Origin of the sequence: Enterococcus sp. AZ171, assembly GCF_051714005.1 — a bacterium.
Classification (GTDB): Bacteria; Bacillota; Bacilli; order Lactobacillales; family Enterococcaceae; genus Enterococcus_B; species Enterococcus_B pernyi.
The window spans coordinates 2,812,501-2,826,850 of the sequence record NZ_JBIORA010000001.1 but is presented as its reverse complement, the minus strand read 5'-3'; the positions used below and the strand labels follow the sequence as shown (position 1 = coordinate 2,826,850).

Here is a 14,350-nt window from a genome sequence, read left to right as displayed (position 1 = left end):
CTGAACCTTTGGATCATAAAGAAATGCGTCAAGTGATGCATGGTGCCTTTGTGTTGACGCTTGCCTCCTTTATAGCAAAAGTCCTCAGCGCACTCTATCGGATTCCATTGCAAAACTTAGTGGGCGATGAAGGTTTTTATGTTTATCAACAAGTTTATCCTATTTATGGTATTGCGATGACACTCGCTTTGTCGGGGCTACCCCAGTTTATCTCTAAATATGTAGCAGAAAAAAAAGACCCTTTCGAACAAAGACAAGCATTGAAAAATCTTTATCCCCTTGTTTTTTGGTCAGGCTTTTTACTCTGGCTCTTCGTATTTTCATTTAGTCACTGGATCGCTCTTATGATGGGGGATCAACAACTGATGCCGTTGATTCGGATCGTCTCCTTCACGTTTTTGTTGATGCCAGGACTATCTTATTATCGTGGGAATTTTCAAGGTCGATTTTTAATGGAGCCCACAGCGGTTTCGCAAGTCGTGGAACAAATTGTTCGTGTAGCAATCATTGTTTTTAGCGCAATTGCCTTTAAGCGATTAGGCTGGACAGTCTATCAAACAGGCACAGCGGCAATGAGTGGCGCAGTATTTGGTGGCGTATGTGCATATGGTGTACTGTACTATTATGAACAAAAAATCCATGGTGGTGCATTGAGCTTCCGCCACTTTCCGATTTTAAGAAGGCCAGCGAAATCACTCGTGCGCCGTTTCTTGATTGAAGGGGGATTAGTCTCCATTTATAGTGGTCTATTGATCTTCTTCCAATTGATTGATTCTTTTTTTGTTAAGAATGCGTTACAAATCTATGGTTTATCTGAGCAAGCATCTAAAATAGCTAAAGGAGTATATGATCGTGGGCAACCGTTAGTTCAATTAGGATTAGTTATTGCTACAGCTTTAAGTGCTACGTTCTTACCCGCATTGACACGCTACCTAACGAGTGCAGTCAAAGGACAATTTTATTCCACAGCAAAAATTTACTTGCGTCTGACGACTGCATTAGCATTGGCAGCTTCAGTAGGATTAGCTGTATTGTTGCCTTATATCAATTACGCATTGTTTAAAGATTATGCTGGGAATATGACACTAGTTCTATTTGTTTTTTCCATTGGACTAACTGCAATTATTCAAGCGTACCAAAGCATTGCTCAAAGTAAAAACTCTTTCCGCCCCTCACTAAAGGGTGCTGGTTGGGGCTTGCTTGCTAAAGCTTTAGCTACACCGCTTCTCACGAGTTATTTAGGAACAGTCGGTGCTAGTTTATCGACATTACTTGGACTATCAGTGACTTTATGGTATTTTGTCCGTACTGAAACTCCAGCAATCAATAGTTTTTGGCACGAACGAAAATTTGGTAAGAAATTGATCCAATGTTTAGGTTGGATGGTCTTAGCGTTGTTTGTGTATTATGGCTTCTTAAACTTATTGTTTGGTCCAGTGAGCCATCGCTCGACTGCTCTTTTTGCCAGCCTAGGCGGTGTCATTATAGGCGTAGTCACATTTGTATATGCAGTGATCTGGACAAAATTATTTACGATCCGTGAATGGCTGTTACTGCCATTTGGTAAGAAAATCTTACGTTTGAAAAAAATAAAAAAAGAAAAGTGAGGACATGAGATGCGACTAGATAAATTTTTAAAAATCTCGCGAATCATCAAGCGCCGATCTGTCGCTAAGGAAGTGGCGGATAAAGGACGAATCAAAATCAATGGCAAACTAGCGAAATCTTCCAGTGATGTCAAGGTTGGAGACCAATTGGACATCCAATTTGGCAACAAGACGATGGAAATCAAGGTAGCAGAGTTGCATGAGTCAACAAAAAAAGAAGATGCACAAAAAATGTATGAAGTCTTGTCAGAAACACGAGTACAAAACACAAGCGAAATAGATTAGACAAGCATTCAGGATGTTGGTATAATAAAGAATGACAATCAAAAAAGATTGGAGCGAATACAGGTGGCAAACAAAAGCAATAAAATCGCTGCACTAGACACAGAGTATGCAAAGAAAAAATATGTCGAATTTCAACAACAACAACGCCAATTGATTTTTCGTAGACGCAGGTTAGCAGCCATCTTTTTAGGTGCTTTGGTCATTTTCGCTGTAATAGGTTTCCAAATTTTTAATGATATGCAACGAATGAATCATTTAAATGAATTAAAAGTCGAAGCAGATACAGAGTTACAACAAATCAATAAAGATGTAGACCAACTCACAGAAGACGTGAAATTGCTTAAAGATGAAGATTACGTAGCAAAACTTGCTAGAAGCAAATTTTTCTATTCAAAAGAAGGGGAGCAAGTCTACCCGATACTTGAATCTACGACAGATAATTCAGCAGACACCGATGAACAAACAACGAGTTCAACAACTGCCCAATAAGCAGTAATATAAAAAAAGGGAAATAATTAGGAGGAACATTTTTTTTATGTCAATCGAGGTAGGAGCAAAACTGCAAGGAAAAGTTTCAGGAATCACAAATTTTGGCGCATTTATTGATTTAGGAGCTGGCAAAACAGGGTTAGTTCATATCAGTGAAGTATCAAACGGTTATATCAAGGATATTCATGATGTATTGAGCGTTGGTGATGAGGTAACAGTCAAAGTCATTACAGTCAATGATGATGGGAAAATCGGTTTATCTATCCGCAAAGCACAAGAGCAACCAGTAGAAACTAATGATGAAAATCGTCAAAAGAGATATCCACAAAAAGAAACTCGAGATAATCGAGGACGCGCACCGCAGAAAAAATCTTTTTCTCGCAGCCAACCTTCCAATACAAAAGAAGACTTCGATTCATTGATGAGCTCATTTTTAAAAGATAGCGATGATCGATTGACTTCCTTAAAACGCAACACAGAAGGAAAACGCGGAGGCCGTGGCGGTCGCCGTAGCTAAGCTAAGCGAAATTGAAGGGCAGGCAATTGTCACAGACTTTTGTCCGCTCTTTTTATTTTGTAAAAGGATGTGACACCAATGGATAGAAGAGCAAGTCAGTTTAAACAAGCATTTATAAAAAGAGGCTTACGCCGTGGCTATCTGTCTGAACATGCGAAAATACTAGTTGCTGTTTCCGGTGGGGTAGACTCGATGGTTTTACTCGATTGCTTAATGACCGCCCAAAAACAAATTGGCTTTCGGCTAGGGGTTGTCCATATCGATCATCGCTTACGGAGCGTTTCTGCGGATGAAGCAGCCTATCTTGCTGACTTTTGCGATAAAAACAATCTTACTTTCCACTTAAAAGTATGGGAGAATCCCGCGGAACAAGGAATTGAAACGGCTGCTCGAGCTTTTCGGTATGAGAAATTTGATGAGATCGTACGAGATTATCATTATGATACATTGATGACAGCGCATCATGGGGATGATCAAATGGAAACGATTTTGATGAAAATCATTCGTGGTGGGCAGCTAGGTACGTATGCGGGAATCAAGGAAACGCAACCTTTTGCTGGTGGGCGACTTATTCGACCGTTGTTGTCATTTAGTAAAGAACAATTGTATGCGTATGCGGAAGCAGAAGATTTACCTTTTTTTGAGGACCATACCAATCAGGAACTAACTGTCCAACGTAATCGACTGCGTCATTTAGTCGTACCACAATTGAAAAAAGAAAATACCCAAGCGATGGCTCATTTCCAAAAATTCTCGCAACAAATCCAATGGGCAGAACAATTTATCCGAAAAAATACTCATCAGATGATCACGGAACATCTTACGTATAGAGAAGAGCGCTTATCTATTCCGTGGAAGGTGATCGAAAGTTTGGAATCTTTTGAACGTTACTTCTTCTTTTACACGTTCTTTGATTACGTTTTTCCAATTACGAAAGTGACGATCAAAGAAAAACAGATTGACACGTTGTTACAACAATGTGAACAAGCCGCAGGACAATGGCAGATTGATCTGGGCAAACGCTGGGTGATCGAACGTTCCTATGAAGTACTTTATCTTTATGAAAGAAAAAAGGAACGATCAACCAACCACCAAAATACTCCGTTAAAAATCATACCGAATCAATCCATTCAGTTAGGAGAGTCGGAATGGTTAGGGATCTACACACCCGACCAACTTCCAGATTGGAAATTGGATGAAACAGGTGAAATCTTCACTCATGATCTATGGTTATCCGCCGAACAATCGCTTTGGGTCGATCGGCGAAAACCGGGAGATCGTATCCAATTGACGGAGACGTTGAACAAAAGAGTGTCAAGATATTTTATCGATAAAAAAATATCTGTTGCACAACGAAAAAATTCATGGGTTATTATAGATGAAGGGAGAAATCTATGGAGTCTAGTCCCTTTTGTCCATTCTTATTTGAGTATTGGTGTAGAAACTGATAAAATACACTACATACTTCTTTACAAATATCAAAAAGAAGCAATTGGAAGGAGAACCTGATGTTAGAAAAAGATATCGAGAGAGTATTGATCACGCAAGAAGAGATACAAGTTCGTTGTAAAGAACTAGGAAAAGAGTTAACTGAAAATTATCAAGATAAAAATCCGTTGGTTGTTGGTGTATTGAAAGGTGCTGTCCCATTCATGGCAGACATTATCCGTTCGATCGATGCTTACCTAGAATTGGATTTTATGGATGTTTCAAGTTACGGTAACGCAACTGTTTCATCAGGTGAAGTAAAAATCGTAAAAGACTTGGATACGAATGTGGAAGGCCGTGATTTATTGATTGTCGAAGACATTATTGATAGCGGAAGAACACTTGCTTATTTAGTCGATCTATTCAAATACCGTAAAGCAAACTCAGTCAAAATCGTGACACTCCTTGATAAGCCCGAAGGCAGAGTCGTAGATATCGAAGCGGATTACATTGGTTTCAATGTGCCAAACGAGTTTGTGGTAGGTTATGGATTAGATTATGCAGAAGCCTATCGAAATCTTCCATACATCGGTGTACTAAAACCGAGCGTTTATCAATCAAATTAATCATCTATCTCTCATAAATTATGTTACAATAGTATGGTCAGGATTGATAAAAGATTTATCAAGTAAAAATAACGCATAGGGAGGACAACTATGAACAAAAAAAACAATGGCATGATGAAAAATGCCTTGTATTATGTCCTCGTAATCTTAGCGATGGTAATGGTCGTCTACTTTATTTTTGGTAACAATGGCCAACGGTCGTCAGATATCGAGTACTCAAAATTCACTGAACAATTACAAGAAGGCAAAATCAAAAACTTTGAGGTGCAACCTGCTAATGGTGTGTATAAGATCTCAGGTGAATACAAAGAACAACAGACAGTTGCAAATAGTGGTGGTCTATCGATTCTAGGTACTACTGAGACATCAACTACGCACTTCACTACGATTATTTTGCCAAACGATACAACATTGAGCCAAGTCACAGAGTTGGCAAAAGACAACAACGTAGCAACTACGATCAGAGAAGAATCAAGTAGCGGCGTATGGGTATCACTCCTATTAAGCTTCTTGCCAATCGTGATCATCGTCTTCTTCTTCTATATGATGATGGGACAACAAGGTGGCGGCGGAGGCGGCGGAGGCCGTGTGATGAACTTTGGGAAATCCAAAGCAAAAGAAGCCGACAAAAAAGCAAATCGCGTTCGTTTCTCTGATGTAGCGGGTGCGGAAGAAGAAAAGCAAGAACTTGTCGAAGTCGTTGAGTTCCTAAAAGATCCAAGACGCTTCATTGAATTAGGCGCACGTATTCCAGCCGGAGTTCTCTTAGAAGGACCTCCAGGAACTGGTAAAACGTTGCTTGCCAAAGCAGTTGCTGGTGAAGCTGGCGTACCATTCTACTCTATTTCGGGTTCAGACTTTGTTGAAATGTTTGTTGGGGTCGGTGCAAGCCGAGTTCGTGACTTATTTGAAACTGCGAAAAAGAATGCTCCAGCAATAATCTTTATTGATGAAATCGATGCTGTCGGTCGTCAACGTGGCGCTGGTATGGGTGGCGGACACGATGAACGTGAACAAACACTGAACCAATTGCTTGTTGAAATGGATGGATTCGATGGAAATGAAGGCGTGATCGTGATTGCAGCGACAAACCGTTCAGACGTATTAGATCCAGCCTTGCTTCGTCCAGGACGTTTTGACCGTCAAATTTTAGTTGGTCGTCCAGATGTCAAAGGCCGTGAAGCGATTTTACGAGTTCACGCAAGAAACAAACCAATTGCTGATGATGTTGATTTGAAAGTCGTAGCACAACAAACACCAGGTTTTGCTGGTGCGGATTTAGAAAACGTCTTAAACGAAGCAGCATTAGTAGCTGCTCGTCGAAACAAGAAAAAAATCGATGCTTCTGATATCGATGAAGCAGAAGACCGCGTGATTGCTGGACCAGCCAAGAAAGACCGTGTCATCAGCAAACGCGAACGCGAAATGGTCGCTTACCATGAAGCAGGTCATACGATCGTTGGGCTTGTCTTGAGTCGTGCCCGTGTCGTTCATAAAGTAACAATCATCCCGCGTGGACGTGCTGGTGGATATATGATCGCTTTACCAAAAGAAGATCAATTCTTAATGACAAAAGAAGATATGTTTGAACAAATCGTTGGATTACTAGGTGGACGTACCGCAGAAGAAATCATCTTCAACGTTCAATCTACTGGTGCATCAAATGACTTTGAACAAGCAACAGCACTAGCAAGAAGTATGGTTACAGAGTATGGGATGAGTGATCGCTTAGGTCCTGTCCAATATGAAGGAAACCACCAAGTATTCGTAGGCCGTGACTATGGTCAAACGAAAGCATACTCAGAACAAGTTGCTTTTGAAATCGACCAAGAAGTACGCAAGATCTTGATGGAAGCACATCAAAAAGCACATGAAATCATCGAAGCACACCGTGCGCAACACAAACTGATCGCAGAAAAACTGCTTGAATTTGAAACATTGGATGCCAAAGCAATCAAATCTCTCTTTGAAAAAGGTGTAATGCCTGAAGGAGCAGAATCGGCAGACTTCCCTAGTGAAAAAGAAGCGCAAACGTTTGAAGAAGCAAAACGTGCACTAGAAGAAAAAGATGCGGAAAAACAAGCAGAAGAAAAACATGAGTTTGATGAAGCGAAAAAAGAGTTGAATGATGAGAATCAATCGACTTCAACGGATGAACAAAATCATTCAGATGATCAAAATAGATAAAGAAAGCAGCTGTGACGAAAGTCGCAGCTCTTTTTTTGTGTCTGACAATTAAAATAGAAACGTAGAATTTACAAATTCAAAAGTTGAAAAATTTGGAAGTTACTAGTATGATTCACTATGAGTTTTAAAATCGGGAAATGAGGTTACATACAAATGGAAGATTATTTAGTAAAGGCATTAGCCAATGACGGGTTTGTTCGAGCATATGCTGTTCGTGCAACCAATACTGTCGCAGAAGCGCAGCAACGCCATGATACTTGGCATACATCATCAGCAGCATTAGGCCGTGCATTAGTTGGCAGTCTGCTGCTAGGTGCGACAGTTAAAGGAGAAGACAAATTAACAGTACGCATCCAAGGCGATGGCCCTGCAGGTGGGATCGTTGTTGATGCGAATGGTAAAGGTGATGTCAAAGGGTACATCAAAAATCCACACCTGAGTTTACCGCTGAACGCAGAAGGAAAAATCGATGTACGTGGAGCAGTAGGGACACAAGGGATGTTCAGTGTGACAAAAGATCTAGGGTTAAAAGAACCTTTTTCAGGACAAACACCGATTGTATCTGGTGAACTAGCTGAAGATTTCACGTACTATTTAGCGATTTCAGAACAAATCCCTTCAGCTGTAGGGCTAAGCGTCTTAGTCAATACGGATGATACCATCAAAACAGCGGGTGGTTTTATGATCCAGATCATGCCAGGAGCAGACGAAGAAACGATTGTGAAAATCGAAGAGCAACTGAAAACAACACCACGCATTTCTACACTCTTAGATGAAGGGTTGACACCTGAAGAAATCTTGCATGGATTGTTAGGAACAGACGAATTGCAAGTACTAGAAAAAATGCCTGTGCAGTTTAAATGTGATTGTTCGAAAGAAAAGTTTGGCGAAGCAATCATTGCTTTAGGCGCAGCAGAAATCCAAGCAATGATCGATGAAGACCATGGCGCAGAAGCAGTTTGCTCATTTTGTAATAGTAAGTATACCTACACAGAAGATGACCTAGCAGCATTGAAGACAGAAGCCTTGGGAGGATTATAAGTGGATCACACATGGAAAATCGGGAACGTTGAAATACCGAATCGCGTTGTTGTAGCACCAATGGCAGGGATCACGAACGCCGCATTTCGTGTAACCGTCAAAGAATTTGGTGCAGGAATGGTCGTTTGCGAGATGATCAGTGACCAAGGTATTCATTTCCGCAACAAAAAAACATTGGAAATGCTGCATATCGACGAAACGGAGCATCCATTAAGTTTGCAAATATTTGGTGGGAACAAAGACACACTAGTAGAAGCAGCACAGTTTGTTGAGAAACATACTACAGCAGATATCATTGATATCAATATGGGATGCCCAGTCAATAAAATCATCAAAGCTGAAGCAGGTGCAAAATGGTTATTAGATCCTGATAAAGTCTATGAAATGGTTCATGCAGTTGCATCGGCAGTTGATGTGCCAGTTACTGTGAAAATGCGTATTGGTTGGGACGAAGAACATGTTTTTGCTGTCGAAAACGCATTAGCCGCTCAAGCAGCTGGAGCCGGTGCAGTAGCCATGCACGGACGAACACGTGTGCAAATGTATGAAGGAAAAGCCAATTGGGAAGTGTTAAAGGAAGTCAAAAAACATCTAACGATCCCTTTTATGGGGAACGGGGACGTCAAAACGCCAGAAGATGCAAAACGCATGTTGGAATACGTGGGTGCCGATGGCGTCATGATCGGCCGCGCTGCTTTAGGGAATCCTTGGATGATCCATCGGACACAACATTATTTAGAAACTGGAGAGCTGATTCCGGAACCAACCGCACGCGAAAAAATCGCTACTGCAAAATTACATCTAGAACGTTTAGTTGATTTAAAAGGAGAAACCATCGCCTGTCGTGAGTTTCGGACTCACGCTTCCTACTATCTAAAAGGTATCTCACGTGCAGCCAAGATCAAATTAGCGATCAATAAGACTGAGAAACAGCATGAAATCAATGAACTGCTTGACCAATTGGTTGAAAAAAGTGAAAAATTATCACTTCAATCTTAGGAAGTTATTCTAAGTTTTTTGCGAAATTCAAGCCGAAACACTAAGTTCGGCTTGCTTTTTTTGCGTTTCATTGGCATTATAAGGAAGAGAATAAGATGAGAATGGAGGAACTTTTGTGACTGAGGAACAACAAAATCAATTAGAAGATTTAAACGATCAAATGATTGTTCGTCGTGAAAAAATGGAGCAATTGAGAGAAAATGGGATCGATCCATTTGGTAAGCGATTTGAGCGTACACATAATTCCCAAGAATTGCACGAATTATTTGATCCACGTACAAAAGAAGAATTGGCGGAGATGGCATTGACAGCGAGTGTTGCTGGCCGTATGATGACACGCCGTGGAAAAGGTAAAGCTGGATTTGCCCATCTGCAAGACAGAGAAGGCCAAATCCAAATCTACGTACGCAAAGACCGAGTAGGTGAAGAAGCTTATGAAGTATTCAAACATGCTGACTTAGGAGATTTCTTTGGCGTAACTGGAGAAATCATGAAAACTGATACAGGTGAGGTATCGATCAAAGCCTCTGAAATCGTCATTTTATCAAAAGCACTTCGTCCATTACCAGATAAATATCATGGATTAACGAACATCGAGCAACGATACAGACAGCGTTACCTTGATTTAGTAAGTAATAGAGATAGTTTTGACCGCTTCATGAAACGCAGTCAAATCATTAGTGAGATCCGTCGCTATTTAGATGGGAACGGCTATATCGAAGTTGAAACACCAGTCTTGCATAATGAAGCCGGTGGAGCAGCAGCACGTCCGTTTATCACACATCACAATGCGTTAGATATGGATCTATATCTACGTATTGCGCTAGAACTTCATTTGAAACGTCTGATCGTTGGTGGTATGGAAAAAGTTTATGAGATCGGCCGTGTATTCCGTAATGAAGGAATCGATACGACTCATAACCCTGAGTTCACGATGCTTGAAGCATACACTGCATATACTGATTTTCAAGATGTGATGAACTTGACAGAAGGTATCATCCGTAATGCAGCTGAAAAAGTATTAGGAACAGCTAAAATCACTTATGCAGGTCAAGCAGTTGACTTAGAGAGTGATTTCAAACGTGTGCATATGGTCGATGCAATCAAAGAGCATACAGGTGTTGATTTCTGGAAAGAAATGACCTTAGAAGAAGCACTAGCGATTGCAAAAGAACACCAAGTTGAAGTGACAGAAGCAATGGGTGTTGGTCACGTCATCAATGAATTCTTTGAAGCGTTTGTGGAAGAAACTTTAGTGCAACCTACTTTTGTCTATGGACATCCAGTAGAAGTTTCTCCATTGGCGAAGAAAAATCCTGAAGACCCACGTTTTACTGACCGTTTCGAATTGTTCATCACAGGTAAAGAATTTGCTAATGCCTTTACTGAGCTGAATGATCCAATCGATCAAAGAGAACGTTTTGAAGCGCAAGAAAAAGAACGCGAGCTTGGAAACGATGAAGCACATGGTTTAGACGAAGACTTCTTAGAAGCGCTAGAATATGGTATGCCACCAACTGGCGGACTAGGTATCGGAATCGACCGTCTAGTCATGCTATTGACCGATGCTCAATCGATCCGTGACGTATTACTGTTTCCAACCATGCGTTAAATCTGAGACATAAATAGAAACAACCTGTTTAGGGAACCAAACCGACAATAGCCAGAAATGATTTTTATTTCTAGCTGCTGTCGGTTTATTTTTTAGAGAAAAAATGAGATAACTTTGCTTGAAATCTGGTTCTATATTTAAGACTTTATTGAAACTAATTTTTAAGTAAATGCGTATCAATGAACCAATTCAGAGAAAGTTATGGCAAGGGATAAGATAGATATAAAAAAGAAAACGGAACCATTAGAAATGGGTCTGCTTTATAGAAGTTTCAACACAGTTGCAATAGCGAATGATTTATATAGATAAAGGTTTTCAATCTCTTTATACCATGTAAAAAACGAATGTTTATATCGCTTTTTATCATATTAATCGTATAACTAAAAAACTTGAAAAAACACAAAAAAATTCGTTGACCAATAAGATTTTAGTTGGTATATTATTATTTGTTCAAAAGTTAAGTTTCATAACTTCTGAATGATCATAAAAAAGTTCTTGACGTGTGGGACGACACATGATAAGATAACCAAGTCGCTTGTGAACGACAATAGATAAACGTTGATTTCGCAAAGAAAAAAACAAAATTAATTGTTGACAAATAACAAACGATGAGTTATGATAAGTGAGTTGCTAAAACGACCTCGTGAAAAACGAGTTCAAAAAAACTTTTAAAAAATAGTTGACAATTATCCGAGAGTTTGCTAAGATATAAAAGTTGCTACGGCAATCACAAATGATAAGCTGAGACAGTTGTGTTTCAATTATCACGTAGACCTTTGAAAACTGAACAAAGTAAGACAAACCAAATGTGTAGGGCGTCTTGATTCAATTCAAGACAACAAACATTTTTAACAAGCAAGCAATATGCTAGCAAACAATTGAGCTTAACAAATGAACTATATGATGTTCGAAAGTAAAATTCGAACTACAGTTCCACATCAGCTTTCGCTGTGAGGAACTAGCATATTATGAGAGTTTGATCCTGGCTCAGGACGAACGCTGGCGGCGTGCCTAATACATGCAAGTCGAACGCTTCTTTTCCCACCGGAGCTTGCTCCACCGGGAAAAGAGGAGTGGCGAACGGGTGAGTAACACGTGGGTAACCTGCCCATCAGAAGGGGATAACACTTGGAAACAGGTGCTAATACCGTATAACAATCGAAACCGCATGGTTTCGTTTTGAAAGGCGCTTTACGGTGCCGCTGATGGATGGACCCGCGGTGCATTAGCTAGTTGGTGAGGTAACGGCTCACCAAGGCCACGATGCATAGCCGACCTGAGAGGGTGATCGGCCACATTGGGACTGAGACACGGCCCAAACTCCTACGGGAGGCAGCAGTAGGGAATCTTCGGCAATGGACGAAAGTCTGACCGAGCAACGCCGCGTGAGTGAAGAAGGTTTTCGGATCGTAAAACTCTGTTGTTAGAGAAGAACAAGGGTGAGAGTAACTGTTCACCCCTTGACGGTATCTAACCAGAAAGCCACGGCTAACTACGTGCCAGCAGCCGCGGTAATACGTAGGTGGCAAGCGTTGTCCGGATTTATTGGGCGTAAAGCGAGCGCAGGCGGTTTCTTAAGTCTGATGTGAAAGCCCCCGGCTCAACCGGGGAGGGTCATTGGAAACTGGGAGACTTGAGTGCAGAAGAGGAGAGTGGAATTCCATGTGTAGCGGTGAAATGCGTAGATATATGGAGGAACACCAGTGGCGAAGGCGGCTCTCTGGTCTGTAACTGACGCTGAGGCTCGAAAGCGTGGGGAGCAAACAGGATTAGATACCCTGGTAGTCCACGCCGTAAACGATGAGTGCTAAGTGTTGGAGGGTTTCCGCCCTTCAGTGCTGCAGCTAACGCATTAAGCACTCCGCCTGGGGAGTACGACCGCAAGGTTGAAACTCAAAGGAATTGACGGGGGCCCGCACAAGCGGTGGAGCATGTGGTTTAATTCGAAGCAACGCGAAGAACCTTACCAGGTCTTGACATCCTTTGACCACTCTAGAGATAGAGCTTCCCCTTCGGGGGCAAAGTGACAGGTGGTGCATGGTTGTCGTCAGCTCGTGTCGTGAGATGTTGGGTTAAGTCCCGCAACGAGCGCAACCCTTATTGTTAGTTGCCATCATTTAGTTGGGCACTCTAGCAAGACTGCCGGTGACAAACCGGAGGAAGGTGGGGATGACGTCAAATCATCATGCCCCTTATGACCTGGGCTACACACGTGCTACAATGGGAAGTACAACGAGTCGCGAAGTCGCGAGGCTAAGCTAATCTCTTAAAGCTTCTCTCAGTTCGGATTGTAGGCTGCAACTCGCCTACATGAAGCCGGAATCGCTAGTAATCGCGGATCAGCACGCCGCGGTGAATACGTTCCCGGGCCTTGTACACACCGCCCGTCACACCACGAGAGTTTGTAACACCCGAAGTCGGTGAGGTAACCTTTTTGGAGCCAGCCGCCTAAGGTGGGATAGATGATTGGGGTGAAGTCGTAACAAGGTAGCCGTATCGGAAGGTGCGGCTGGATCACCTCCTTTCTAAGGAATATTACGGAGACTACACACGTTTGTCGATACTTTGTTCAGTTTTGAGAGGTCTACTCTCAAAATTTTGTTCATTGAAAACTGGATATTGAAGTAAAAATGTAAGTAATACAAACCGAGAACACCGCGTTGAATGAGTTTTTTAATAAGTTCAATTGCTTATTTTTCTTGATTGGACTTCTATCGCTAGAAGAAAGATCAAAACCCAACCGTAAGGTTGATAAGGTTAAGTGAATAAGGGCGCACGGTGGATGCCTTGGCACTAGGAGCCGATGAAGGACGGGACTAACACCGATATGCTTTGGGGAGCTGTACGTAAGCTATGATCCAGAGATTTCCGAATGGGGGAACCCAGCATCTTTTGTAGGATGTTACGTATACGTGAATACATAGCGTATACGAGGTAGACGCAGAGAACTGAAACATCTAAGTACCTGCAGGAAGAGAAAGAAAATTCGATTCCCTGAGTAGCGGCGAGCGAAACGGGAAAAGCCCAAACCAATGAGCTTGCTCATTGGGGTTGTAGGACTCCAATATGGTAGTTCTTTCAGATAGTCGAATGACTTGGAAAAGTCAGTCAGAGAGGGTGAAAGCCCCGTAGATGAAATTTGGAAGGCACCTAGGAGGATCCTGAGTACGGCGGAACACGAGGAATTCCGTCGGAATCCGGGAGGACCATCTCCCAAGGCTAAATACTCCCTAGTGACCGATAGTGAACCAGTACCGTGAGGGAAAGGTGAAAAGCACCCCGGAAGGGGAGTGAAATAGAACCTGAAACCGTGTGCCTACAACAAGTCAAAGCCCGTTAATGGGTGATGGCGTGCCTTTTGTAGAATGAACCGGCGAGTTACGATTGCATGCGAGGTTAAGTTGAAGAGACGGAGCCGCAGCGAAAGCGAGTCTGAATAGGGCGTTTGAGTATGTAGTCGTAGACCCGAAACCATGTGATCTACCCATGTCCAGGTTGAAGGTGCGGTAAAACGCACTGGAGGACCGAACCCACGTACGTTGAAAAGTGCGGGGATGAG

Annotated in this window: 10 protein-coding genes and 2 rRNA genes (1 of these 12 cut by a window edge); all 12 read left to right on the top strand. The window is 41.9% G+C overall.

All coding sequences use genetic code 11. The features are described 5' to 3' along the window. Nucleotides 1-8: 8 nt before the first annotated feature. Entirely contained in the window at nt 9-1,607 is a 1,599-nt protein-coding gene (locus tag IGJ49_RS13615; protein WP_023520496.1) for a putative polysaccharide biosynthesis protein, read from the top strand. A 9-nt stretch (nt 1,608-1,616) separates the two neighbouring features. Beyond that, complete coding sequence (locus tag IGJ49_RS13610) at nt 1,617-1,892, top strand: RNA-binding S4 domain-containing protein (RefSeq protein WP_019722335.1); 276 nt, start codon at nt 1,617-1,619, stop codon at nt 1,890-1,892. 63 nt (nt 1,893-1,955) lie between these two features. Further along, the gene (locus IGJ49_RS13605; protein ID WP_010734119.1) at nt 1,956-2,381 is read left to right on the top strand and encodes an FtsB family cell division protein; all 426 of its coding nucleotides are present in this window, start codon (nt 1,956-1,958) and stop codon (nt 2,379-2,381) included. A 46-nt stretch (nt 2,382-2,427) separates the two neighbouring features. Next, a complete protein-coding gene (locus IGJ49_RS13600; RefSeq protein ID WP_010734120.1) occupies nt 2,428-2,898 on the top strand; it encodes a S1 domain-containing RNA-binding protein in 471 nt (156 codons plus the stop codon). A 78-nt stretch (nt 2,899-2,976) separates the two neighbouring features. Beyond that, nucleotides 2,977-4,407: a tRNA lysidine(34) synthetase TilS gene (gene tilS / locus IGJ49_RS13595; protein ID WP_010734121.1), complete on the top strand. Its 1,431-nt coding sequence runs from the start codon at nt 2,977-2,979 to the stop codon at nt 4,405-4,407. Continuing rightward, complete coding sequence (gene hpt, locus IGJ49_RS13590) at nt 4,407-4,952, top strand: hypoxanthine phosphoribosyltransferase (RefSeq protein ID WP_010734122.1); 546 nt, start codon at nt 4,407-4,409, stop codon at nt 4,950-4,952. The genes tilS and hpt overlap by 1 nt, the downstream gene beginning before the upstream one ends. Nucleotides 4,953-5,042: 90 nt before the next feature. Beyond that, a complete protein-coding gene (gene ftsH, locus IGJ49_RS13585) occupies nt 5,043-7,139 on the top strand; it encodes an ATP-dependent zinc metalloprotease FtsH (protein WP_010734123.1) in 2,097 nt (698 codons plus the stop codon). Between the two features lie 153 nt (nt 7,140-7,292). Next, nucleotides 7,293-8,180, top strand: coding sequence for an Hsp33 family molecular chaperone HslO (gene hslO, locus IGJ49_RS13580; protein ID WP_010734124.1), 888 nt, complete (start codon nt 7,293-7,295; stop codon nt 8,178-8,180). Next, nucleotides 8,181-9,179, top strand: a complete 999-nt coding sequence (dusB, locus tag IGJ49_RS13575; protein ID WP_010734125.1) for a tRNA dihydrouridine synthase DusB — start codon at nt 8,181-8,183, stop codon at nt 9,177-9,179. Between the two features lie 115 nt (nt 9,180-9,294). Next, nucleotides 9,295-10,791 carry a lysine--tRNA ligase gene (gene lysS, locus IGJ49_RS13570; RefSeq protein WP_010734126.1) on the top strand — a complete coding sequence of 499 codons (1,497 nt, stop codon included), beginning with the start codon at nt 9,295-9,297 and terminating at the stop codon, nt 10,789-10,791. Nucleotides 10,792-11,755: 964 nt separating this feature from the next. Beyond that, nucleotides 11,756-13,316 (top strand): 16S ribosomal RNA (locus tag IGJ49_RS13565). Nucleotides 13,317-13,546: 230 nt separating this feature from the next. Further along, nucleotides 13,547-14,350, top strand: a 23S ribosomal RNA gene (locus IGJ49_RS13560) (it continues 2,111 nt past the right edge of the window). The 16S and 23S rRNA genes sit together here, the layout of an rRNA operon.